Genomic DNA, 24197 nt, shown 5'->3' with positions numbered 1-24197 from the left:
GAAATTAGTACGCTCAGAGCCCGTTGTTGGCGGTCTCCAGCTCCGCCAGCAGTTCCGCGCCGCGCGCCACCTGCAGCGCTGTTACGACATCGCCCATATCGCCTTCCATGATGGCCAGCAGCTTGTACAGCGTCAGGTTGATGCGGTGGTCGGTCAGGCGCCCCTGCGGGAAGTTGTAGGTGCGGATGCGGTCGCTGCGGTCGCCGCTGCCGATCAGGCCCTTGCGCATGGCGGCATCTTTGGCGGCGCGCTCGGAGCGGTCTTTTTCGTGGATACGGGCGGTCAGCACCTTGAGCGCCTGGGCCTTGTTGCTGTGCTGGCTGCGGCCTTCCTGGCATTCGGCGACGATGCCGGTCGGCAAGTGCGTGATGCGCACGGCCGAATCGGTCTTGTTGATGTGCTGGCCGCCGGCGCCGCTGGCGCGGTAGGTGTCGATCCGCAGGTCGGCCGGGTTGATCTGGATGGCGACGGTCTCGTCCGGCTCGGGCAGCACGGCCACGGTGCAGGCGCTGGTGTGGATGCGGCCCTGCGTTTCAGTAGCCGGCACGCGTTGCACGCGGTGGCCGCCCGACTCGAAGCGCAGCTTGCCGTAAACGCCCACACCCATCACATCCAGCGGCCCGTCGATACGCAGCACCACTTCCTTGTAGCCGCCCAGCTCGCTGGGCGACTCGCTGATGATCTCCACCTGCCAGCGGTTGCGCTCGGCAAAGCGGGTGTACATGCGGCACAGGTCGCCGGCAAACAGCGCCGACTCGTCGCCGCCCGTGCCCGCGCGGATTTCGATAAAGGCCGCCCGTGCATCGTCCGGATCCTTGGGGATCAACATCAGCTGCAGGGCTTCGTCGATCTGCGCGATATCGGCTTTGGCCGCGCTGATCTCTTCTTCGGCCATGGCGGCCATTTCGGGGTCGTTTTTGGCTTCCAGCAGCATGCCCTCGGCACCGGCCAGGTCGGCTTCGCGGGTGGTGAGCCGCGTGTACTGCTCGGCGATCACGCTGGCCTCGGCATGCTCACGGGTCAGGGCGCGAAAGCGGTCCAGGTCGCTCACCACGTCGCTGGCGGACAGCAGGGCGTCCAGCTCGTGCAGGCGCAGAAGCTGGCGGTCCAGGGTTTGGCGGAGAAAGGGTTTCATGGCAATGGGGAGGCAAAAAGGGAAGAGCCGAAAGGCATTCAAGGCGACGGCGAGGCGGCGAAGGCGCTGCCAGACGTCAGCGGGGGTGGCTGCAAAGGCAGCCACGGCGCAGCGGCGGCCGCTAACGCTCTTTGTCTTCGGGCTGGATCTTGGGCAACTGGCCGCGCAGAAACAGCCGGGAAACGGCTTGCGCCGTGGCTTCGCGGCTGCTGGCGTCGCCTGCATGCAATTCGGCCAGGGTGCCGTGCAGCATTTTCTGGGTCAGGCCGCGGGTCAGCGCGTCCAGCACGATGTCGATGGGCTCACCCTTGGCCAGCAGCTTCTTGGCCCGCACGATTTCGACGGCGCGCCACTCGTCGGTCTGCGCATTGAGCTGCTGGATCAGCGGCACGCTGCGGCGCTGGCCCAGCCAGTGCATGAAGTTCTGCACGCCGGCGTCGATGATGACCTCGGCCTGCGCCACGGCGGCCTGCCGGCTGTCTTTGCCGGTCTGCACCACGTGGGCCAGATCGTCGACTGTGTAGAGGTAGATATCGGGCAGGGCCTTGACTTCGGGCTCGATGTCGCGCGGCACGGCCAGGTCGACCATGAACATGGGGCGGTGTTTGCGCAGCTTGACGGCACGCTCAACCGCGCCCAGGCCGATGATGGGCAGCGTGCTGGCGGTGCAACTGATCACCGCGTCGAATTCATGCAGGCGGCTGGGCAGGTCGGCCAGGCGCATCACTTCGGCGCCGAAGCGGCCGGCCAGTTTTTCGCCGCGCTCCAGGGTGCGGTTGGCAATCGCCATGGCCTTGGGGTTTTTGGCGGCAAAGTGGGTAGCCGCCAGGTCGATCATCTCGCCGGCGCCGACAAACAGCACCTTGATGTCGCTTAAATCTTCAAACAGCTGGCCGGCCAGCCGCACGCTGGCTGCCGCCATGCTGATGCTGTGCGCGCCGATTTCGGTGCTGCTGCGCACTTCCTTGGCCACGGCAAAAGAGCGCTGAAAGAGCTGGTGCAAGGTGGTGCCCATCGCGCCGGCGTCTTCGGCGGCACGCACGGCGTCTTTCATCTGGCCCAGGATTTGCGGCTCGCCCAGCACCATGGAATCCAGCCCGCTGGCCACCCGGAAGGCGTGGCGGGCCACCTGGTCGCCCTGCAAGGTGTAGGCATGTGAGCGCAGCAGGGCAGGCGAGACGCCGCCGCTGTGCGCCAGCCAGTCCAGCGTGTGGTCCAGGTCGGTTTTTTCGCCGGCGCAGTAGATTTCGGTGCGGTTGCAGGTCGACAGCAGCGTGGCCTCGGGCTGGCGCGCCAGCGACGCGCGCAGGGCACGCAAAGTGGGCTCGACCTGGTCCAGGGCGTAGGCAAACCGGCCGCGCAAATCGAGCGGTGCGGTGTTATGGTTTAGCCCAAGGGCCCAGACTGACATCCTCCGATTATAAAATTGAAGCGCCCGGGCCGGTAAGAAGGCCTGACAATCGCCCTCATAGCCCTTTTTGAGGCCTGTTTTGGGGCTCTTCAGGGGCTCCTTTGGCGCCCGGCGAGCTTTTGACCACCCACACGCGCATGGCCTTTTCATGACCTTCTACCTGCTGGCCAACCACCTGCTCAATCTTGTCCTGCCGGCCGCTGCCCTTGCGCTGCTGCTGGTGGCTGTCAGCCGGGTTTTTGGCGGTTTTTTCGGCTCAAAAAGGCCTTTAGCCTATAGCTGGTATGCGCAAGCAGCTATTGTTTTTGTAGCGAACGTGGTGGTGCTGGCGGCCGGGCTGGTGTTCTTCGGCCATGACGGGAAGATGCTGACCTATGCCGCGATGGTGGCGGGCGCTGCGGTCTGCCAATGGGTTTTGCTGGGCGCCTGGCGGGCCTGAAACCCTGGTAAGCCCTAATCGGGTTTGAAGATATCGACCCGGTCCGTGATGATCCCGTCGGTGCCGAGCGCCAGCAGCCGCTGGACATTCACCTCATCATTCACCGTGTAACTCAGCAGTTTGAACCCGGCTTTTTTGGCCTGGGCCACCGTATCCGCATTCCAGAGCTTGTGGTTGCAGACGATGGCGACGCAGCCCAGGCCCGCCGCTGTTTCCAGCCAGTTGGCATGAAGTTCGTCGAGCAGCAGGCCGCGCGGCAACTGGGGCTGGGCGCTTTTGGCGGCTTCCAGCGAAGCAGGCTGAAAAGAGGTGAGCAGCGGCGGTATGGCCGTACCTTGCCACAGCCGGGCCGCTTCGTTGGCCACCACGGTGCCGGTGCGGGTCTCTACACCCGGCGTGGGCTTGATCTCGATGTTCAGGAAGTAGCCTTTGTCCAGGCAAAAGCGCGCAATGCGCTCAAAGCTGGGCAGGCTTTCCGCGGCAAAAGCCGGCGAATGCCAGCCGCCCGCGTCGAGCTTTGCCAGCGCCTCCCAGCTCAATTCGCCGGCCACGCCTTTGCCGTTGCTGGTGCGCTCCAGCGTGGCGTCGTGCAGCAAAAAGGGAATGCCATCGGCGCTGAGCTTCACGTCGCACTCAAACATGCGGTAGCCGTGGCTGGCGCCCAGCATGAAGGAGGCCAGGGTGTTTTCAGGCGCCAGCTTGCCGGCGCCGCGGTGCGCCACCCAGCGCGGGTAGGGCCAATTGGTGGCAGTAACGGGATTTGTCATGGGTTGTCAGGGCCAATGGAGGGGAGGGCCGGGCACTTAAAGACGTTTGCCTGTTTCCGCGTCAAACCAGTGCAGGCGATCGGCGCGTGGCGTGACATGGATGGTTGCGCCGATTTCGGGCGCCGTCGACAGGCTTTCGTCGGTGCGTACGATGATGGCTTCGCCGCCCATGCGGCAGTACACCAGCCGCTCCGCGCCCAGCATCTCAATCGTCTCGACCTGCACCGGCCAGCCGGTGGCGCCCACCGTCAGGTGTTCGGGCCGTATGCCGAGGATGGCGCCGGGCTTGCCACCAAAGTCGGCGTTCGGCGCCTGCTTCAGCAGGTTCATCGGTGGCGAGCCCATAAAACTCGCCACAAAGGTGGTGGCGGGCCGGTTATAGACCTCTTCGGGCGTGCCGAACTGCTCCATGCGGCCGGCATTCATCACCATCATGCGCTGCGCCAGCGTCATGGCTTCGACCTGGTCGTGGGTCACGAAAAGCGAGGTGATGCCGAGTTCGCGGTGCAGCTTCTGGATCTCCAGGCGCGTCTGCACACGCAGCTTGGCGTCCAGGTTGGACAGCGGCTCGTCAAACAAAAACACCTGCGGCTGGCGCACGATGGCGCGGCCCATGGCCACGCGCTGGCGCTGCCCGCCCGAGAGCGCGCGGGGCTTGCGGTCCAGCAGGTGGCCCAGCTCCAGGATCTTCGCTGCCTTGTCCACGCGCGTCTTGATCTCGTCCTTGGGCACCTTGGCGATCTTCAGGCCGTAGGCCATGTTGTCGAAGACGCTCATGTGCGGGTAAAGGGCATAGTTCTGAAACACCATGGCAATGTCGCGCTCGGAGGGTTCCAGCTCATTGACGACCTTGCCGCCGATGGAGATCTGCCCGTCGCTGACTTCCTCCAGCCCGGCCACCATGCGCAGCAGGGTGGATTTGCCGCAACCGGAGGGCCCGACGATGACGATGAACTCGTGGTCGTTGATTTCGGCGTTCACGCCGTGCAGCACCTGCAGCGCGTCCTTGCCGGAGCCGTAGCGCTTGATGACATTGTTGAATTGGAGTGAAGCCATTGAGATAACCTGTGTTGGATTTAATTCAAGCGGACGCCGCAGAACCGGCTTTGCCGGGCCGCTGGTGGCGCCCTCTGGGGGGAGGCGCCGAAGGCGCTTCGGGGGAGGATCATTTCTCGGTATCGACCAGGCCCTTGACGAACCATTTCTGCATCAGCACCACCACCAGGGCGGGCGGCAGCATGGCCAGAATCGCGGTCGCCATGACCACATTCCATTCGTTCTGGCCGTCGCCGCCGGCGATCATGCGTTTGATGCCCACGACCACCGGGTACATGTCTTCACTGGTGGTGGCCAGCAGCGGCCAGAGGTACTGGTTCCAGCCGTAGATGAACTGGATGACAAAGAGCGCCGCAATCGAGGTTTTGGACAGCGGCAGCAGCACGTCAAAGAAAAACCGCATGGGGCTGGCGCCGTCCATGCGTGACGCTTCGGTCAGCTCGTCGGGCACCGTCAGAAAGAACTGGCGGAACAAAAAGGTCGCCGTCGCCGAGGCGATCAGCGGCACCGTCAGGCCCGCATAGGTGTTGAGCATGTTCAGGTCCGACAGCACCTTGTAGGTGGGCAAAATGCGCACCTCCACCGGCAGCATCAGCGTGATGAAGATGGCCCAGAAGCAGGTCTTCTTGAACGGGAAGCGGAAGTACACGATGGCAAAGGCCGACAGCAGCGAGATGGTGATCTTGCCGATGGCGATCACCATCGCCGTGACGAAGCTGACCCACATCATGTGCGCCACGGGTGCATTGGAGCCGGCCGCCGATTCGCGCCCAAACAGCGCCGCCTTGTAGCTGTCGATCATGTTGGTGCCCGGCAGCAGGGGCATGGGGGCCTGCACGATCTCCTGCGCGGTGTGGGTAGACGCCACAAAGGCCAGGTAAAGCGGGAAGGCGACGATAAAGACGCCCAGGATCACGATCACGTGGGCAAGAATGCCGTGGGTTCCTCGTTTCTCAACCATGGAAGGCTCCCGTCGTAGTTTTCGTTTTCATCAGTATTGGACTTTCTTCTCGACGTAGCGAAATTGAATGACGGTCAGCGCCACCACGATCACCATCAGCACCGCCGACTGTGCAGCCGAGCCACCCAGGTCCATGGCCTTGAAGCCGTCGTAATACACCTTGTAGACCAGGATGGCCGTGTCCTTGCCGGGCCCGCCCTGTGTGGCGGCGTCGACGATGGCAAAGGTATCGAAGAAGGCATAGACCACATTGATGACCAGCAGGAAGAATGTGGTGGGCGACAGCAGCGGGAACTGGATGGTCCAGAACCGGCGCCATGGCCTTGCGCCGTCAATCGCGGCGGCTTCGATCAGCGATTTGGGGATCGACTGCAGGCCCGCCAGGAAGAACAGGAAGTTGTAGGAAATCTGCTTCCACACCGAGGCCATCACAATCAGCGTCATGGCGTGGCCTGAGTCAAGCAGGTGGTTCCAGTTGATGCCTATCTTGCCCAGCGCATAGGCCACCACGCCCAGCGAAGGCGAAAACATGAACACCCACAGCACGGCCGCGACAGCCGGCGCCACGGCGTAGGGCAGCACCAGCATGGTTTTGTAGAACATGCCGCCGCGCACGATGCGATCGGCAAACACAGCCAGCACCAGCGACAGGCTGATGCCGATGCCCGCCACCATCACCGAGAAAAATGCGGTCGTCTTGAAGGACTCCACATAGCTCGGGTCCTCCAGCAGTTGCCTGAAGTTGGCCAGGCCGACAAATTCGACGGAGGTGCCGAAAGGGTCTTGCTGCTGCAGCGACTGCAGCAGGGCCTGCGCCGCCGGCCAGAAGAAGAACACCAGGATGACCGCCATTTGCGGCAGCAGCAGCAGCCAGGGCAGCCAGCTGGATCGAAAGACAACGCGTTTTTCCATAGGGTCTTCAGTGGGGCAAATTCAGTGGCCAAAAACTGGCGGGTGCTAAAACCTAAAAACCCGCCCGGCCTTCCCCGGCGAAGGAGAAAGGGCGGGGCGGGCCGAGTTTAGCCCGCCATGCGGGCTCGCTCTGTCTCTTGCGTGATCAGTTCTTGTTTGCTTTCTGGAAGCGCTCAAGCTGCTCGTTGCCGCGCTTGACGATGGCGTCCAGGGCTTCCTTGGCCGACTTCTTGCCGTTCCAGACCTGCTCGAGTTCTTCGTCCTCAATCGCACGGATCTGGACATAGTTGCCCAGGCGGATGCCGCGGCTCTTGTCGGTGACCTTGCGAATCATCTGCGTGACCGCGACGTCGGTGCCCGGATTCTGTTTGTAGAAGCCGGATTTTTCGGTCAGGTCGTAGGAGGCCATCGTCACAGGCAGGTAGCCGGTGCGCTTGTGGCTGGCCGACTGCACTTCAGGTGTGGAGATGAAGCTGAAGAACTTGGCCACGCCCTTGTATTCTTCCGGCTTTTTGCCCGACATGACCCAGAGGCTGGCGCCGCCGATCACCGTGTTCTGCGGTGCGCCGGGAACATCCTGGTAGTAAGGCAGCGGAGCCAGGCCGTAGGCGAACTTGGCATTCTTGGCCACGTTGCCGTAAAAGCCCGACGAGGTGTTGATCATGGCGCACTCGCCCGACACAAAGCTGGCTTCCGGCACATTGCCGCGGCCTTTGTAGACAAAGAGGCCCTGCTTGGCCATGTTGGCCAGGTTTTCGATGTGGCGCACGTGCAGCGGCGAATCCACCTTCAGGCGCGCATCCATGCCTTGCAGGCCGTTGGCCTTGGTGGCGAATTCAACGTTGTGCCAGGCCGAGAAGCTTTCTACCTGCGTCCAGTTCTGCCAGGCCGTCGTGAAGGGGCACTTGTGGCCGGAGGCCTTCAGTTTGGCGGCGGCGTTGACGACTTCAGGCCAGGTGACGGGCGCCTTGTCGGTCGGCAGGCCGGCCGCCTTGAACGCGTCCTTGTTGAAATAGAAGACGGTGGTGGAGCTGTTGAACGGGAAGCTCAGCATCTGGCCGTTCGGTGCGGTGTAGTAGCCGGCCACCGCGGGGATGTAGGCTTTCGGGTCGAATTTTTCACCGGCGTCCTGCATGACCTTGCCGACCGGAACGATCGCGCCCTTGCTGGCCTGCATCGTGGCGGTACCGACTTCAAACACCTGCAGGACGTGGGGTGCGTTGCCGGCGCGGAAGGCCGCGATGGCGGCGGTCATGGATTCGTCGTAGGAGCCCTTGTAGACGGGGACGATCTTGTAGTCCTTCTGGCTTTCGTTGAACTGCTTGGCCAGGTCGTTGACCCATTCGCTGTTGACAGCCGTCATGGAGTGCCACCACTGGATCTCGGTCTGGGCCTGGCTGGCCAAAGGCGCGCACAGGCCGAGGGCCGCAAAAGCGAACGCGGAAAGACGGTTTTTCATCAAAACTCCTGGGAATTGGACGTGCTCGTGGCGCGTCAAGTTAAACGGGACAGTCTAAAAACTGTTTGTGACAGACCGATTTAAGCGATTTGGGCCACCGCCGACAAGCGGGGTTTCCATAAGGGCACTTACGACTCACGCCCCCGGGGCGCTCCAAATGGTGCGCTGCGGTAATATAGGGCAACAGCGCTGGACACAGGTCCGAAGCCGCTGGCTTTTCACGATGAACGCCCCTACTACACTTCAAGAACTCAACGTCTTTGCCGGTGACGCAAAGGCCGGCGAAGCCCGCATCCGCGAGATTCCGTACAACTACACCTCGTTTTCCGACCGCGAAGTGGTCATCCGCCTGCTCGGCGAGCGGGCCTGGGACCTGCTGAACCGCCTGCGCGACGAGCGCCGCACCGGCCGCTCCGCGCGCATGCTGTATGAAGTGCTGGGCGATGTCTGGGTCGTGCAGCGCAACCCCTATTTGCAGGACGACCTGCTGGACAACCCCAAGCGGCGCAAGCTGCTGGTTGATGCCTTGCAGCACCGCCTGACTGAGGTGGAAAAACGCCGCACGCCGGATGCAGACCAGCAGCGCGACGCCATCGTGGGCGAGTTGCTCGATGCCGCCCGGGGCGCCGTCGCCCGTTTCTACACCTCCTTCAGCGAGATGTACGACCTGCGCCGCCTGACCGAGCGCAAATTGCGCAAGCTGACCCTCAAGGACAACATCAAGTTCGACGGCCTCTCCAGGGTGTCGCACGTCACCGATGCGACCGACTGGCGCGTCGAATATCCCTTTGTGGTCCTCACACCCGACACCGAGGCTGAAATGGCCGGTTTGGTGAAGGCCTGCATCGAGCTGGGCCTGACGATTGTTCCGCGCGGCGGCGGCACCGGCTACACCGGCGGGGCGATTCCGCTCACCTGGAAGTCGGCTGTTATCAATACCGAGAAACTTGAGGCCATGACCGAGGTCGAAATGGTCTCGCTGCCCGGTGTTGAAAAACCCGTCGCCACCGTGTGGACCGAAGCCGGTGTGGTCACCCAGCGTGTGGCCGATGCCGCCGAGCGTGGCGGTTTCGTCTTCGCGGTCGACCCGACCTCTGCCGAGGCCTCCTGCATAGGCGGCAACATCGCGATGAATGCGGGCGGCAAAAAAGCCGTGCTATGGGGCACTGCGCTGGACAACCTCGCTTCCTGGCGCATGGTCACGCCCCAGGCGCAGTGGCTGGAAGTCACGCGCGTGGGCCACAACCTGGGCAAGATCCATGACGCAGAGATGGCCAGCTTCGAGCTGCAGTATTTCGAAGCCGACGGCAAAACGCCCATTCGCACCGAGCGGCTGGATATTCCCGGCAAGACTTTCCGCAAGGAAGGCCTGGGCAAAGACGTCACCGACAAGTTCCTGAGCGGCTTGCCCGGCATCCAGAAAGAAGGCTGCGACGGCCTGATCACCAGCGCACGCTGGATCGTGCACCGCATGCCGGCGCACACCCGCACGGTTTGCCTGGAGTTCTTCGGCAATGCCAAGGACGCGGTGCCCAGCATCGTCGAGATCAAGGACTTCATGTTCGCCGAGCAAAAGCGAGGCGGCGCCATCCTGGCGGGGCTGGAGCATCTGGACGACCGCTACCTGAAGGCGGTGGGCTACGCGACCAAGTCGAAAAAGCACGGCGGCCTGCCGAAGATGGTGCTGTTTGGCGACATTGCCGGCGACGACGCCGATGCCGTGGCGCGTGCCACGTCGGAAGTGGTGCGCATTGCCAACTCGCGCCACGGCGAAGGCTTTATCGCCATCAGCCCGGACGCCCGCAAGAAGTTCTGGCTGGACCGCAAACGCACCGCCGCGATTTCCAAACACACCAACGCCTTCAAGATCAATGAAGACGTGGTGATTCCGCTGCCCCGCATGGCCGAGTACACCGACGGCATCGAGCAGATCAACATCGAGCTCAGCCTGGCCAACAAGATCAAGCTGTGCGACGAGCTGGAGGCTTTTTTCCTCAAAGGCAACCTGCCTCTGGGCAAGTCGGACGACGCCAATGAGATCCCTTCGGCCGAGCTGCTGGAAGACCGTGTGGGCCAGGCGCTCGCGCTGGTGGCCGAGGTGCGCACGCGCTGGGTCGGCTGGCTGTCGGGTGTGGCAACGCTGTTTCCGCAACTGCAGGACCACTCGCTGCGCGCCAGCTGGAAAACCGATATCCGTGCCCGGCTCCAGGCGATTTTCTCGGGCGGCGCGTTTTTGCCGATTCTGGAAGAGTGCAATGCCATCCACAAGCGCGTGCTCAAGGGCCGTGTCTGGGCGGCGCTGCACATGCACGCCGGCGACGGCAATGTGCACACCAACCTGCCCGTCAACAGCGACGACTACGAGATGCTGCAAACCGCGCATGTGGCGGTGGCCCGCATCATGGTGCTGGCCCGCTCGCTGGACGGCGTGATCTCCGGCGAACACGGCATCGGCATCACCAAGCTGGAGTTTTTGACCGACGAAGAGCTGCGGCCCTTTACCGAATACAAGCAGAAGGTCGACCCGGAAGGGCGCTTCAACAAGGGCAAACTGCTCCGAAATCCGGAGCGCCTTACGCACGAAGGACGCGGTCTGCAGGCGGATTTGACCAACGCCTACACGCCCAGCTTCGGCCTGATGGGGCACGAGTCGCTGATCATGCAGCAGTCCGACATCGGCGCCATTGCCGACAGCGTGAAAGACTGCCTGCGCTGCGGCAAATGCAAACCGGTGTGCGCCACCCACGTGCCGCGTGCCAACCTGCTGTACAGCCCGCGTAACAAGATCCTGGCCACCTCGCTGCTGGTGGAGGCATTCCTCTACGAAGAGCAGACCCGGCGCGGCGTGAGCATCAAGCACTGGGAAGAGTTTGAAGACGTGGCCGACCACTGCACGGTCTGCCACAAGTGCCTCACACCTTGCCCGGTGGACATCGACTTCGGCGAAGTCTCGATGAACATGCGCAACCTGCTGCGCAAAATGGGGCAGAAGTCCTTCCGGCCCGGCAATGCTGCGGCCATGATCTTCCTGAACGCCACCAGCCCCCAGACCATCAAGTTCATGCGCGGCGCCATGGTGGATGTGGGCTTCAAGGCCCAGCGCTTGGCCAACGACCTGATGCGCCGGCTGGCGCGCAAGCAGACGGCGCTACCGCCAGCCACCGTCGGCAGGGCGCCTGTGAAAGAGCAGGTCATTCACTTCATCAACAAGAAGATGCCGGGCGGCCTGCCCAAGAAGACCGCGCGTGCGCTGCTGGACATCGAGGACAAGGACTACGTCCCCATCATCCGCAACCCCAAGAGCACTACGTCCGAAACCGAGGCCGTGTTCTATTTCCCCGGCTGCGGCTCCGAGCGCCTGTTCAGCCAGGTGGGCCTGGCCACGCAGGCCATGCTCTGGCATGCGGGTGTGCAGACCGTGTTGCCGCCTGGCTATTTGTGCTGCGGCTATCCGCAGCGCGGCAGCGGGCAGTTCGACAAGGCCGAGAAAATCATCACCGACAACCGGGTGCTGTTCCACCGCGTGGCCAACACGCTGAACTACCTGGACATCAAGACGGTGGTGGTGAGCTGCGGCACCTGCTACGACCAGCTGCAGGGCTACGAATTCGACAAGATATTCCCGGGCTGCCGCATCATCGACATCCACGAATACCTGCTCGAAAAAGGCATCACCCTGCGCACCGACCAACCGGGTGCGGGCTACCTTTACCACGACCCCTGCCACAGCCCGATGAAGCTGCAGGAGCCGATGAAGACCGTCAAGGCGCTGATGGGCGACAACGTGCTCAAGAACGACCGCTGCTGCGGTGAATCGGGCACCTTGGGCGTCACCCGGCCCGATATCTCGACGCAGATCCGCTTTCGCAAGGAAGAAGAACTTCGCAAGGGTGAGGCCGTGTTGCGGGCATCGGGCGCGGTTGCCGAAAGCGGCAACATCAAGATCCTGACCAGCTGCCCGAGCTGCCTGCAAGGGCTCTCCCGCTACGGCGACGACCTGCAAAACGGCCTGCTCGAGGCGGACTACATCGTCGTGGAAATGGCCAACCAGATCCTGGGCAAGGAGTGGCTGCCAACGTATGTCGAGGCGGCCAACCATGGCGGCATCGAGCGGGTGCTGGTCTGAGGCAACTTCCGGTCTTGATGTCAACGGGCTTATTGCCAAAACCTCAAGCGCTGATCCATTCAGCCTTTTTTTGAAAGCGATTCCCCATGGCAGGCCTTCAACCCGGTTCACCCACCCCCACCGCGCTGACGGTCCACAGCCAGTCGCGCGTCCTTGAAATCGCGTTTTCCGACGGCGCCGGGTTCCGGATTCCGTTTGAACTCATGCGCATCTACTCGCCGTCTGCCGAGGTGCAGGGCCACGGCCCGGGCCAGGAAATTTTGCAAACCGGCAAACGCGAGGTGAATGTGGTGGAGCTCGAGCCCATAGGCAACTACGCGGTCAAACCGGTGTTTTCCGATGGCCACGACAGCGGAATCTTCTCGTGGGACTACCTCTACAAGCTGGGCGCCGACCAGGCCCAGCTCTGGGACGAGTACCAGCGGCGCCTGCAGGCGGCCGGCGTCGACCGCGACGCGCCCATGGTGGCGCCCGGCGGCCACGCCTGCGGCAACCACTGATTCGGCGAGCTGCGCGAAGTCCTTGCTCCCCGCGGTTAAAAGCCGTTCTCACCCTTATCGCGCCACTGTTGTTTTTCCAGCATAAAAGCAGGCAATAAGCCCGCAATGCCCCGTGTCTGCTCAGGGTTGTCGAGAGCAATCGCGTCTTTGCCCTCTAGCATTGATGCATGAGCAGCACCCATTTCGGTTTTGAATCCGTCGACGAGCAGGACAAGGCACGCCGCGTGCGCGGGGTGTTCGACTCCGTCGCCCCCAAGTACGACGTGATGAACGACCTGATGTCCATGGGCCTGCACCGCGCCTGGAAGGCCTACACCGTGCTGGTGGCCAATGTCAAAGAGGGCTACCAGGTGCTGGACATCGCCGGCGGCACCGGCGACCTGGCGCTGGCCTTTGCCCCCAAGGTGGGCAGCACCGGGCGCGTGGTCCACACCGACATCAACGAAGCCATGCTGCGCGAAGGCCGCAACCGCCTGCTGGATGCCGGCGTCAGCCTGCCGACCCTGGTGTGCGACGCCGAACACCTGCCATTCCCCGATGCCAGCTTTGACGTCGTGACCGTCGCCTTCGGCCTGCGCAACATGACGCACAAGGAAGACGCGCTGCGCGAAATGAACCGCGTGCTCAAGCCCGGCGGCAAGCTGCTGGTGCTGGAGTTCTCCAAAGTGGCCAAGCCGCTGGAAAAGGTTTACGACTGGTACTCCTTCAAGGTACTGCCCCGGCTGGGCAAGCTGGTGGCCAATGACGACTCAAGCTACCAATACCTCGCGGAGTCGATCCGCATGCATCCGGGCCAGGACGAGCTTAAAGCCCTGATGCAAAAAGGTGGTTTCGGTCATGTGGACTATCACAACATGACCGGCGGCGTAGTGGCATTGCATGTTGGAATCAAGTGCTGACGCGTTGAAGCGACTAACTGTTGAATTAAGCAATTGAAGTGTTGAGTGTGATTAAGGAGACGATATGAAAACGAAAATTTGGTCCGCAATTCTTTCCGCTGTGCTGGTGACAGCCATGGCCCTGGCAGGCACGTCGGCCGAGGCCAAGCGCCTGGGTGGCGGCAAGTCGTTCGGTAAACAGTCGTCCAACGTCACACAACGCGAGGCCGCGCCAGGCGGCGCCAACTCCGCGGCCAATTCGAATTCCGCCGCCAAGCCGGCAGCGCCCGCAGCAACGCCGGCGCCTGTTGCGCCCAAGAAACCCTGGGGCGCCATGCTGGGCGGCCTGGCCGCAGGCCTGGGCCTGGCCTGGCTGGCTTCTTCGCTGGGCCTGGGCGGTGCTTTCGGCCAGATCATCATGTTCGCCTTGCTGGCGCTGGTGGTCATGGTGGTGATCGGCTTCATCATGCGCAAGCTCAAGGGCGGCGCGCCTGGCGCGCAAGGCGCCGCGCCCGGGCAAACACCCTTTGCCTTTCAGGGTGCGGGCAATGCGACCACCCCCAAGAACTACAGCCCTGAAAACGTCGGCAACGATGCATCCGCGCGCCCCTGGGAGCGCAGCAGCATGGCGTTTGACTCCAACAAATACGATGCTGCCGCCCCTGCGGGTGGCTCCATGATCGGCTCGGCCCTGCTGGGTTCGCAGTCTTGGGGTGTTCCGGCAGGCTTTGACGCCGAAGGCTTCCTCAAGGCCAGCAAAGCCAACTTCGTGACGCTGCAGGACGCCTGGGACCGCTCCGACATCCAGAGCCTGCGCGCCATGATGACCGACGACATGCTCGAGCAGATCAAGACCCAGCTGGCGGACCGCGAGTCCCACACCGGCGGCCAGGTCAACAAGACCGAAGTCGTGATGCTGAACGCCCAGCTGCTCGGCATTGAAGAGCTGAGCGACGTCTACATGGCCAGCGTCGAGTTCTCCGGCATGATCCGCGAAGACGCCTCCGCAGGCGCCAGCCCCTTCCGCGAAGTCTGGAACATGACCAAGCCCCGCAACGGCGGCAGCGGCTGGCTGGTGGCCGGCGTACAGGCACTGCAATAAACACCCCCGTTCAGGCTCACTTCGTGTAGCCTGCTCCCCCCTTAAAAGGGGGCGGCGCCTGGGGCCGGCAAAGCCGGACCCTCGGCCCCCACTGGTGAATTCCCCTTCCCGCTAGTTACGCCCTGAATTCTTAACCCAGCATGAGCCGCGGAACCGGCTTTGCCGGGCCGCAGGCGGGCGGCCCCCTTGGGGGGCAAGGAGTTACACGCAGTGAACGACTGTGGGGGCCTAGAATCAGGAGACGTATGAATACCACCACGTCCCCCTTCGCGTTCCTGGAATCCATTGCCACCCGCTTTCAGCCGCCCGCCTGGGTGGTGGATGAGGGGCAGCAGCGGCTGGTGCTGTTCCTGAACCATGTGCTGATGCAGGAAAAGCAGGCGCAAGACCGACTGCTGCGGCAAAAAGGGCGCGTCGTGAACCTCCAATGGGGGCTCTTCTCCATTGCCCTCGTCGTGACGCCCGCTGGGCTGGTAGACCGTGCATCGCCTTCCGCCAAGCCCGACCTTTCGCTGGCCGTAGCCACCGAGTCGCCACTGGTCGCCTTGCAGTCCGTCCTGGCAGGCAAGCCGCCACCGGTGAAGATCGAGGGTGACGTGCAACTGGCGGCCGAACTCGGCTGGCTGGCCGAAAACCTGCGCTGGGATGCGGAAGAAGATCTCTCCCGCCTGATCGGCGACGCACCCGCCCATGCGGTGGCCGACGTTGGCCGCAAGCTGTTTGAAGGGCTCAAGCAGTTTCTGGCCCGGACACCCTTGGCGCCCTCGGCCTCTTCTTTCTCTTCGTCCTCCGCGGTGACCAGCCCGCCGGCGCCCGCAGCGACAACAGCTGAGGGCGCCGCGCCTGCGAAGGCCCCTGCATGACCCGACTCTTTCGAGGCATTTTTATCGTCTGGACCGTGCTGCGGTTCGGACTGGACGAACTGGTGCTTTCCAGCTTCCAGCGTCCCTGGATACGCCTGCTGACGCGCATCGTTTCTGTCGGTCGCAACCTGAAGGCGCCGCGCGGCGAACGCCTGCGTGAAGCGCTGGAAAGCCTGGGGCCGATTTTTGTGAAGTTCGGCCAGGTGATGTCGACCCGGCGCGACCTGCTGCCGCCCGATATCGCCGACGAGCTGGCGCGCCTGCAGGACCGCGTGCCGCCATTTGATTCCGCAATCGCCGTCGCCATCATCGAAAAAGCCTTCGGCCGGCCGCTGGATCGCATTTTTGCGAGCTTTGAGCAAACGCCGGTCGCCAGCGCCTCGATTGCCCAGGTGCACTTTGCCACCTTGCCGAATGGCCGCGAAGTCGCCGTCAAGGTGCTGCGGCCCAATATGCTGCCCGCCATCGAAAAAGACCTGGCGCTGATGCACATGATGGCCGGCTGGGTCGAGGGCGCCTCGGCCGACGGCAAGCGCCTCAAGCCCCGTGAGGTGGTGGCCGAATTCGACAAATACCTGCACGACGAGCTGGACCTGCTGCGCGAGGCGGCCAATGCTGCCCAGCTGCGCCGCAATATGCAAAACCTCGACCTGGTGATGATTCCCGAGATGGTCTGGGACTTCTGCATGCCCGACGTCATGGTGATGGAGCGCATGAAAGGCGTTCCCATCAGCCAGGCGCAGCGCCTGCGTGATGCCGGTGTCGACATGAAGAAACTGGCGCGCGATGGCGTCACCATCTTCTTCACCCAGGTGTTCCGCGACGGCTTCTTCCATGCCGACATGCACCCGGGCAACATCCAGGTCAGCCTGGCGCCGGAGACTTTTGGCCGCTACATCTCGCTGGATTTCGGGATCGTGGGCACCCTGACCGAGGTCGACAAGGAATACCTGGCGCAGAACTTCAGCGCTTTCTTCCAGCGCGACTACAAGCGGGTGGCCGAGTTGCACCTCGAATCCGGTTGGGTCCCGCCCGAAACACGGGTCGACGAGCTGGAAGCCGCTATCCGCGCCTGCTGCGAACCCTATTTCGACCGGCCTCTGAGGGAGATTTCCCTGGGTCTGGTGCTGATGCGCCTGTTCCAGACCTCGCGCCGTTTCCACGTTGAAATCCAGCCCCAACTGGTGCTGCTGCAGAAAACCCTGCTGAACATCGAGGGCCTGGGCCGCGAGCTGGACCCCGACCTGGACCTCTGGAGCACCGCCAAGCCTTTCCTCGAAAAGTGGATGCTGGAGCAGGTGGGCCCCGAAAAGCTGATGGCCCAACTCAAGGCCGAGGCCCCAGCCTATGCCAAACTGCTGCCCGGCCTGCCGCGCTTGCTGTCGCAGTACCTGAAATCGCCCCCCGGCATCAATCGCCGGGAGCTTGAGGAACTGCTGCACGAGCAAAAACGCACCAACAAGCTGCTCCAGGGCCTGATTTACGGCGGTTTGGGCTTTCTTTTGGGCCTGATCGCGATGCAGATCCTGCTGCGGGTCCGGCTCTTCTAAAGCCGCCGGGGAGGGCCCCCAACGGCCTATAATTGAAGGCTTTGCATCTGGAAGCCTTTTCCAGGCAAATATCCCCGGGATTTTTCCGGGAATGTCCCGAAATTGTCTCGGGACGGCCCCACCCTTAAGCACTATGCCAATCTACGCCTACAAATGCGAGTCCTGCGGGCATGCCAAGGACGTTCTGCAAAAGATATCGGATGCGCCTCTCACGGTGTGCCCGCAATGCGGCGAGCCCGCGTTTAAAAAGCAGGTCACGGCCGCGGGCTTCCAGCTCAAGGGTTCCGGCTGGTATGTGACGGATTTTCGCGGCGGCAACAGCACAGGCGTGCCCGCCCCCAAGACCGACGGCGCTGAATCGGGCGCCAGCAAGCCGGCCGACAGCGGCACGGCCGCGGCAGCCCCTTCTCCTGCCCCCGCTTCCGCCCCCGCGCCGGCCGCACCTGCCAAGGCGTCGGGCAGCGACACTTCTTCCAAGACCTCCTCGTGATGGCTTCCATTCGCCGATGGCTTCTGGCCGGACTGCTGGTGCTGGTGCCCCTGGCGATCACGCTGTGGGTGCTGGACTGGATCGTCGGCACGCTGGACCAGACGCTGCTGATCCTGCCGGGCTCCTGGCACCCCGACAAGCTGCTGGGCTTTCATATCCCCGGCTTCGGCGTGCTGCTCACGCTGCTGATCGTGATGCTGATGGGCGCCATCGCCAGCAACTTCTTCGGCAAAAAACTGGTTCGCTGGGGCAACTCTTTCCTGAGCCGCATTCCCATCGTCCGCTCCATTTATTCGAGCGTGAAGCAGGTGTCCGACACCGTGTTTGCGGAAAACGGCAACGCCTTTCGCAAGGCCCTGCTGGTGCAATGGCCGCGTGAAGGCGTCTGGACCATCGGCTTCCTGACGGGCACGCCCGGCGGCGACGTGGTCAACCATCTGCAAGGTGAGTACCTGAGCGTCTATGTGCCGACCACGCCCAACCCAACCGGCGGCTACTTCGTCATGCTCAAGAAAAGCGAGTGCATTGAACTCCGGATGAGTGTCGATGAAGCCTTGACCTATGTGATTTCGATGGGTGTTGTGGTGCCCGCCAAAACGGCCACCCCGCCCCTGACCCCACCCCTTTAAACAGCGAAACTGCAAACCCCCCGCGCGTGAGGCGCTGAAAGTCCGAGTATTTTTATGGCCATCGTTTCCCAAATGCGTTCCAACTATTGCGGTCTGGTGACCGAGGCCCTCATGGGCCAAACCGTGAGCCTGTGCGGCTGGGTCAATCGCCGGCGCGACCACGGCGGCGTCATCTTCATCGACCTGCGCGATCGCGAAGGTTATGTGCAGGTGGTCTGCGACCCGGACCGCGCCGACATGTTCAAGACCGCCGAAGGCGTGCGCAACGAATTCTGCGTGCAGGTCAAAGGCGTGGTGCGCGCCCGCCCTGAAGGCACGACCAACGACAACCTCAAGAGCGGCAAGGTCGAAGTGCTGTGCCACGAGCTGATCGTGCTCAACCCCAGCGTCACGCCGCCGTTCCAGCTCGACGACGACAACCTGTCGGAGACGACGCGCCTCACGCACCGCGTGCTGGACCTGCGCCGCCCCTACATGCAGAACAACCTGATGCTGCGTTACCGCGTGGCGATGGAAACGCGCAAGTTCCTGGACGCCAACGGCTTCATCGACATCGAAACCCCGATGCTGACCAAGAGCACGCCCGAAGGCGCGCGCGACTACCTGGTGCCCAGCCGCGTCAACGAAGGCATGTTCTTCGCGCTGCCGCAAAGCCCGCAGCTGTTCAAGCAGTTGCTCATGGTGGCCGGCTTTGACCGCTACTACCAGATCACCAAGTGCTTCCGCGACGAAGACCTGCGCGCCGACCGCCAACCTGAATTCACGCAGATCGATATCGAGACGTCCTTCATGGCCGAGCAGGATATCCGCGACATGTTCCAGGGCATGATCAGCAACATCTTCAAGACCGTGCTGAACACCGACCTGGGCGAGTTCCCCGTCATGGCCTATGCCGACGCGATGCACCGCTTCGGCTCCGACAAGCCCGACCTGCGCGTGAATCTGGAGTTCACCGAGCTGACCGAGGTCATGGCGACGGTGGACTTCAAGGTCTTCAGCACCCCGGCTACCACCGCTGGCGGCCGTGTGGTCGCCCTGCGCGTGCCCGGCGGCTCCGAGATGAGCCGCGGCGAGATCGACGGCTACACCGAGTTCGTCAAGATCTACGGCGCCAAGGGCCTGGCCTGGATCAAGGTCAACGACGTGAGCAAGGGCCGCGACGGCCTGCAGAGCCCCATCGTCAAGAACATCCACGACGCGGCCATCGCTGAAATCCTCAAGCGCACCGGCGCGCAAAACGGCGACATCATTTTCTTCGGCGCCGACAAAGCCAAGATCGTCAACGACAGCATTGGCGCATTGCGCCTGAAGATCGGCCACAGCGACTTCGGCAAGAAGACCGGCCTCTTCACCAAGGGCTGGAAGCCATTGTGGGTGGTCGACTTCCCGATGTTCGAGTTCGACGAAGACGGCCAGCGCTGGAGCGCCGTGCACCACCCCTTCACCGCGCCCAAGGACGGGCACGAAGACTGGATGGACACCGACCCGGGCCGCTGCATTGCCAAGGCTTACGACATGGTGCTCAACGGCTGGGAACTGGGCGGCGGCTCGGTTCGTATCCACCGCGCCGAAGTGCAGAGCAAGGTGTTCAGCGCGCTGAAGATCGGGCCTGAAGAAGCCCAGCAAAAATTCGGCTTCCTGCTGGACGCATTGCAATACGGCGCGCCTCCGCACGGCGGCCTGGCCTTTGGCCTGGACCGCATCGTCACCATGATGACGGGCGCCGAATCGATTCGCGACGTGATTGCTTTCCCCAAGACGCAGCGCGCCCAGGACTTGCTCACGCATGCGCCAAGCCCGGTCGACGAGAAACAGCTGCGCGAACTGCACATCCGCCTGCGCAACCCGCAACCCGCCTGAACAGGCGCTGGAATCACCAGCCACGGGGACACCTTGAAAGCTTTCAAGATCCCCGAATCCGTGCTGGTCGTCATCCACACACCGCAGCTCGATGTGCTGCTGATCGAGCGCGCCGATAACCCCGGTTTCTGGCAAAGCGTCACTGGCTCCAAAGACACAGCGGACGAGCCCCTGCTGCAAACGGCAGTGCGCGAAGTGCTGGAGGAAACCGGTATTGATGCGACACCCGGGCAGTTCCTCGATTGGGGACTCTCGAATGTCTACGAGATCTACCCGGTCTGGCGCCATCGTTATGCGCCCGGCATCACCCGCAACACCGAGCACGTCTTCAGCCTTTGCCTGCCCCAGGTGTGCGACGTGAAGCTCAACCCCAGAGAACACACCGCGTCGCAATGGCTGCCGTACCACGCGGCCGCCGATATCTGCTTTTCACCCTCGAATGCCGAGGCGGTTCTTCTCTTGCCAAGATTCGTCACCTGAGCCACAGGCACAGAGCAGAGGCGCAACACTTTGTGTGTTTAGCGTCTCACTGGATTGGCAAACACCGGGCAGTCGGTTTAAATGGAATAGACCTTCCCGCCAACTCTCCCCACTTCCAGGAAAAAAGCCACCGGCCATGTTTCCACTCCACAAGTCCGGTGCGTTGCAGTTGCTTCAGGGCGGGCGGGATTTTTTCCCGGCGCTCGTCAAGGCGCTTGATGCGGCGCACACCTGGATTCAGCTGGAAACCTATATTTTTGACTTTCACGGCGCCGGTGCGGAGGTGGCCGAGGCTTTGGTGCGCGCCGCCGGGCGCGGCGTAACAGTGCAGGTGCTGGTGGACGGCATAGGCACCAGCCCTTTGCCGGCAAAGTGGCGCGAGCAATTCGAGGCCGCCAAAGTCGACTGGTTCGTCTACTCACCCCTGGGCACGGGCCTGGCCGGCCTGGGCCTGCTGGTGCCCGAACGCTGGCGCAGGCTGCACCGCAAGCTCTGTGTGGTGGACCAGCACACGCTGTTTTGCGGCGGCATCAATGTGCTCGACGATTTTTACGACCCCAACTACGGCGAGCTGCAGGCGCCGCGCGTCGACTTTGCCGTGACGGTGACCGGCCCGCTGGCCGTGGAGGCGGCCGACGCCATGGCGCTGCTGTGGTGGCGCGTACAGGCCGGCTACAGCGCGCGGCAGCGCCACATGGCCGCCGCGTGGGAGAAGTTCAAGGCGGCGGGCTATGGCGGCCGCACCGGCGCCACGCCCCTGGCCGCGACCAATGGCGCCGGCGCCGCCGGCCCCAAGGCGGCGCTGATCCTGCGCGACAACCTGCGCAATCGCAGCAGCATCGAGCGCGCCTACCGCAAGGCCATCGGCAAGGCGCACCAGGAAATCATCATTGCCAACGCCTACTTCCTTCCCGGCGGCAAGCTGCGGCGCGCCCTCATCGGAGCCGCCAAACGAGGCGTGCGCGTGACCTTGCTGCTGCAGGGGCGCTACGAGTATTTCATGCAATACCACGCCGCACGGCCCGTGTATGGCGCGTTGCTGGCAGCGGGCGTGGAGATTCATGAGTACGAGGCCGGCTTTCTGCATGCCAAGGTCGCGGTGGTCGACGGACATTGGGCCACCGTGGGCTCTTCCAACCTGGACCCGCTAAGCCTGCTGCTGGCGCGCGAGGCCAATGTGGTGGTGGAAGATAAGGCTTTTGCCGGTCGGCTGGCGGGCATTTTGCGCGAGGCCATGGTGAGCCAGGGGCGGCGCATGGATCCTGCCGCCCATAGCCACCGGCCCATCCTCCAGCGCCTGCAGGGCTGGGTGGCCTATGCCCTGGTGCGGCTGGCGCTGCTGGTGGCGGGGCAGCGGTACTGAGGCGCCTGGAAATCGCTATAGATTTGATAGCTGCTTGCGCACATAAAGAAAGGGCCGGAGGCCAAAACCTCTGTAAAACCCCATCAGACCCCGGAGAAGACGGTTTAAGGTCAGGCTGGTAATATCTGGCATGCTTATGAAATCAGACACGCCCCTGCAGGACGCGACCGACGAGGGAACACCGGTTTCCGTCAAGATCCGCGAACGCCTGGCCCAGGCACGCAAACGTTTTAACGCCAACGACAACATCGCCAAGTTCATCGAACCGGGCGAGCTGGAAAAGCTGCTCGACGAAGTGACCGGCAAGATGCAGGGCGTGCTCGACAGCCTGGTGATCGACACGGCCACTGATCACAACACCCACAACACCGCGCGCCGCGTGGCCAAGATGTACCTCAACGAGGTGTTCAAGGGCCGGTACGTGCATGCGCCCACCATCACTGAGTTTCCCAACGCCGAGCACCTCAATGAGCTGATGATCGTCGGCCCCATCACTGTGCGCAGCGCCTGCTCACATCATTTCTGCCCGGTCATCGGCAAGATCTGGATCGGCGTGCTGCCCAATGAGCACACCAATGTGATTGGCCTGTCCAAATACGCGCGCCTGGCGGAATGGGTCATGGGCCGCCCGCAGATCCAGGAAGAGGCGGTGGTGCAACTGGCCGATCTCATCATGGAAAAAACCCAGCCTGACGGCCTGGCCATCGTGATGGAAGCCAGCCACTACTGCATGGCCTGGCGCGGTGTGAAAGACATGGACAGCAAGATGATCAACTCGGTGATGCGCGGCGTGTTCCTGAAAGACTCGACACTGCGCCGCGAATTCCTCGCACTGATTCCGCAAAAGGGCTAAAGATGTTGGTACGTTTACTTTATGCAAGCCGCGCGGTCGACACCAGCCCCGAAGCCATCGAAGGCATCCTCTCGCAATCGCGCCAGCACAACCCGTCCTCCGGCATCACCGGCATCCTCTGCTATGGCGGCGGCATCTTCCTGCAGGCGATTGAAGGCGGCCGCATGGCGGTCAGCGAGCTCTTCGGCCATATCCAGCACGACGCGCGCCACAAGGACGTGGTGCTGCTGCACTTCGAGGAAATCTCCGAGCGGCGCTTTGGCGGCTGGACCATGGGCCAGGTCAACCTGTCCAAGCTCAACCATTCCATCCTGCTCAAGTACTCCGAAAAAGCCGAGCTCGACCCGTACTCGGTCTCGGGCAAGGTCTCGTTCGCGCTGCTGGAAGATCTGATGGCCACCGCGTCCATCTGCGGGCGCGTTTGACCCTTTCTGTTGTCGACGGGGCAAGCGCGTCATGACCCCGGCGCCGGAGCTTCTCCTCGGCTGCGATTTCTCCAGCAGTCCCAGCCGCCGTAAACCCATCGTGATGGCCACCGGCTCAGCGGCGCGCGGGCGCGTGCTGCTGGCAGGCCTGGAGCGCATTGATTCCCTGGACGGCTTTGAGCAATGGCTGCGCGTCGAACGCAGCTGGCTGGGCGCCTTCGACTTTCCTTTCGGCTTGCCGCGCGAGCTGGTCGAGCACCTCGGCTGGCCCGGCCATTGGCCCGACCTGGTGCAGCACTACGCAGCCCTGAGCCGCCCCGACATCCGCAGCGCCTTTGCCGCTTTTTGCGACGGCCGCCCAGTCGGGAACAAATTCGCCCACCGCGCCGCCGACGGGCCGGCCGGCTCCAGCCCCTCGATGAAATGGGTCAACCCGCCGGTCGCCTACATGCTGCATGCCGGTGTGCCTCGCCTGCTGGCGGCCGGTGTGCACCTGCCCGGCCTGCATGAGGGCGACACCCAACGTGTGGCGCTGGAGGGATATCCGGGCCTGCTCGCACGTGAGGTGCTGGGCAGCCGTTCTTACAAAAGCGACGACAAGGCCAAGCAGACGCCCGAACGGCTGATCGCACGCAAGGACCTGATCACTGCGCTGGAAAACGGGCAGACGCGGCTGGGGCTGCGCCTCAAGGTCAGCCATGCGCAGCGTGACCTGCTTGCTGACGACGCCAGCGGCGACAGCCTGGATGCCGTGCTGTGCCTCATGCAGGCGGCTTGGGCGTTGCAGCAGGGCGCCCCGCGCTACGGCCTGCCGGTTGAGATGGATCCGCTGGAAGGCTGGATCGTTACCGCCTGACGTTGACTCACAGCGCCCCGCGACACGGGTAATGCTGTCTGCGCAGGTAATAACTGTCTATTCATACAGTAATATTCGCTAC

At 63.1% G+C, this 24197-nt stretch carries 22 protein-coding genes; 15 read left to right on the top strand and 7 right to left on the bottom strand.

Features of this window, described 5'->3' with window-relative positions; translation table 11 throughout:
- Window positions 1–13: 13 nt before the first annotated feature.
- Window positions 14–1135 (bottom strand): peptide chain release factor 1, encoded by a 1122-nt coding sequence (gene prfA, locus BM408_RS08930; RefSeq protein WP_092129520.1) that lies wholly within the window; start codon window positions 1133–1135, stop codon window positions 14–16.
- 121 nt (window positions 1136–1256) lie between these two features.
- Window positions 1257–2546 (bottom strand): glutamyl-tRNA reductase, encoded by a 1290-nt coding sequence (hemA, locus tag BM408_RS08925; protein WP_092129103.1) that lies wholly within the window; start codon window positions 2544–2546, stop codon window positions 1257–1259.
- Window positions 2547–2694: 148 nt separating this feature from the next.
- Between hemA and BM408_RS08920 the strand changes: the two genes are divergently transcribed.
- Window positions 2695–2985 carry a hypothetical protein gene (locus BM408_RS08920; RefSeq protein WP_092129101.1) on the top strand — a complete coding sequence of 97 codons (291 nt, stop codon included), beginning with the start codon at window positions 2695–2697 and terminating at the stop codon, window positions 2983–2985.
- A 14-nt stretch (window positions 2986–2999) separates the two neighbouring features.
- On the opposite strand, the gene ugpQ is transcribed toward BM408_RS08920, so the two are convergent.
- The 5 genes from ugpQ to ugpB all read right to left on the bottom strand — a co-directional run bounded on the left by ugpQ (window position 3000) and on the right by ugpB (window position 8140).
- Window positions 3000–3752, bottom strand: a complete 753-nt coding sequence (gene ugpQ / locus BM408_RS08915) for a glycerophosphodiester phosphodiesterase (RefSeq protein ID WP_092129099.1) — start codon at window positions 3750–3752, stop codon at window positions 3000–3002.
- Window positions 3753–3788: 36 nt separating this feature from the next.
- On the bottom strand, window positions 3789–4808 hold the full coding sequence (locus BM408_RS08910) for a sn-glycerol-3-phosphate import ATP-binding protein UgpC (RefSeq protein WP_092129097.1): 1020 nt from the start codon (window positions 4806–4808) through the stop codon (window positions 3789–3791).
- A 109-nt stretch (window positions 4809–4917) separates the two neighbouring features.
- Window positions 4918–5769, bottom strand: coding sequence for a sn-glycerol-3-phosphate ABC transporter permease UgpE (gene ugpE / locus BM408_RS08905; RefSeq protein ID WP_092129095.1), 852 nt, complete (start codon window positions 5767–5769; stop codon window positions 4918–4920).
- A gap of 30 nt (window positions 5770–5799) precedes the next feature.
- Window positions 5800–6681 (bottom strand): sn-glycerol-3-phosphate ABC transporter permease UgpA, encoded by an 882-nt coding sequence (ugpA, locus tag BM408_RS08900; RefSeq protein ID WP_092129093.1) that lies wholly within the window; start codon window positions 6679–6681, stop codon window positions 5800–5802.
- Between the two features lie 145 nt (window positions 6682–6826).
- Window positions 6827–8140, bottom strand: a complete 1314-nt coding sequence (gene ugpB / locus BM408_RS08895; RefSeq protein ID WP_092129091.1) for a sn-glycerol-3-phosphate ABC transporter substrate-binding protein UgpB — start codon at window positions 8138–8140, stop codon at window positions 6827–6829.
- Window positions 8141–8363: 223 nt separating this feature from the next.
- Between ugpB and BM408_RS08890 the strand changes: the two genes are divergently transcribed.
- From BM408_RS08890 to BM408_RS08825, 14 genes are all read left to right on the top strand, one after another.
- Window positions 8364–12266, top strand: coding sequence for a DUF3683 domain-containing protein (locus tag BM408_RS08890; protein ID WP_175541735.1), 3903 nt, complete (start codon window positions 8364–8366; stop codon window positions 12264–12266).
- A gap of 86 nt (window positions 12267–12352) precedes the next feature.
- Window positions 12353–12766 carry a gamma-butyrobetaine hydroxylase family protein gene (locus BM408_RS08885; RefSeq protein WP_092129089.1) on the top strand — a complete coding sequence of 138 codons (414 nt, stop codon included), beginning with the start codon at window positions 12353–12355 and terminating at the stop codon, window positions 12764–12766.
- A gap of 167 nt (window positions 12767–12933) precedes the next feature.
- Window positions 12934–13665, top strand: coding sequence for a bifunctional demethylmenaquinone methyltransferase/2-methoxy-6-polyprenyl-1,4-benzoquinol methylase UbiE (gene ubiE / locus BM408_RS08880; RefSeq protein ID WP_092129087.1), 732 nt, complete (start codon window positions 12934–12936; stop codon window positions 13663–13665).
- A gap of 64 nt (window positions 13666–13729) precedes the next feature.
- A complete protein-coding gene (locus BM408_RS08875) occupies window positions 13730–14746 on the top strand; it encodes a Tim44 domain-containing protein (RefSeq protein ID WP_092129085.1) in 1017 nt (338 codons plus the stop codon).
- A gap of 245 nt (window positions 14747–14991) precedes the next feature.
- Window positions 14992–15609, top strand: coding sequence for a hypothetical protein (locus tag BM408_RS08870; protein WP_092129083.1), 618 nt, complete (start codon window positions 14992–14994; stop codon window positions 15607–15609).
- Window positions 15606–17159, top strand: a complete 1554-nt coding sequence (ubiB, locus tag BM408_RS08865; RefSeq protein WP_092129081.1) for a ubiquinone biosynthesis regulatory protein kinase UbiB — start codon at window positions 15606–15608, stop codon at window positions 17157–17159. Before BM408_RS08870 ends, ubiB begins: the two co-directional genes overlap by 4 nt.
- Window positions 17160–17292: 133 nt before the next feature.
- On the top strand, window positions 17293–17649 hold the full coding sequence (locus BM408_RS08860) for an FmdB family zinc ribbon protein (protein WP_092129079.1): 357 nt from the start codon (window positions 17293–17295) through the stop codon (window positions 17647–17649).
- Window positions 17649–18278, top strand: a complete 630-nt coding sequence (locus BM408_RS08855; protein ID WP_092129077.1) for a DUF502 domain-containing protein — start codon at window positions 17649–17651, stop codon at window positions 18276–18278. The genes BM408_RS08860 and BM408_RS08855 overlap by 1 nt, the downstream gene beginning before the upstream one ends.
- Window positions 18279–18332: 54 nt before the next feature.
- Entirely contained in the window at window positions 18333–20138 is a 1806-nt protein-coding gene (aspS, locus tag BM408_RS08850) for an aspartate--tRNA ligase (RefSeq protein ID WP_092129075.1), read from the top strand.
- Window positions 20139–20171: 33 nt separating this feature from the next.
- A complete protein-coding gene (gene nudB, locus BM408_RS08845; RefSeq protein ID WP_092129072.1) occupies window positions 20172–20618 on the top strand; it encodes a dihydroneopterin triphosphate diphosphatase in 447 nt (148 codons plus the stop codon).
- 136 nt (window positions 20619–20754) lie between these two features.
- Window positions 20755–21981: a cardiolipin synthase ClsB gene (gene clsB / locus BM408_RS08840; protein WP_092129070.1), complete on the top strand. Its 1227-nt coding sequence runs from the start codon at window positions 20755–20757 to the stop codon at window positions 21979–21981.
- A 130-nt stretch (window positions 21982–22111) separates the two neighbouring features.
- Complete coding sequence (folE, locus tag BM408_RS08835; RefSeq protein ID WP_092129068.1) at window positions 22112–22834, top strand: GTP cyclohydrolase I; 723 nt, start codon at window positions 22112–22114, stop codon at window positions 22832–22834.
- 2 nt (window positions 22835–22836) lie between these two features.
- Window positions 22837–23259: a BLUF domain-containing protein gene (locus BM408_RS08830; RefSeq protein ID WP_092129065.1), complete on the top strand. Its 423-nt coding sequence runs from the start codon at window positions 22837–22839 to the stop codon at window positions 23257–23259.
- A 31-nt stretch (window positions 23260–23290) separates the two neighbouring features.
- The gene (locus tag BM408_RS08825; protein WP_092129063.1) at window positions 23291–24115 is read left to right on the top strand and encodes a DUF429 domain-containing protein; all 825 of its coding nucleotides are present in this window, start codon (window positions 23291–23293) and stop codon (window positions 24113–24115) included.
- Window positions 24116–24197: the final 82 nt, after the last annotated feature.

The sequence above is a fragment of the Polaromonas sp. YR568 genome, from assembly GCF_900116715.1.
GTDB lineage: Bacteria > Pseudomonadota > Gammaproteobacteria > Burkholderiales > Burkholderiaceae_C > Polaromonas.
Note: the sequence above shows the minus strand (reverse complement) of the source record. Positions and strands in the feature narration are given on the sequence as shown.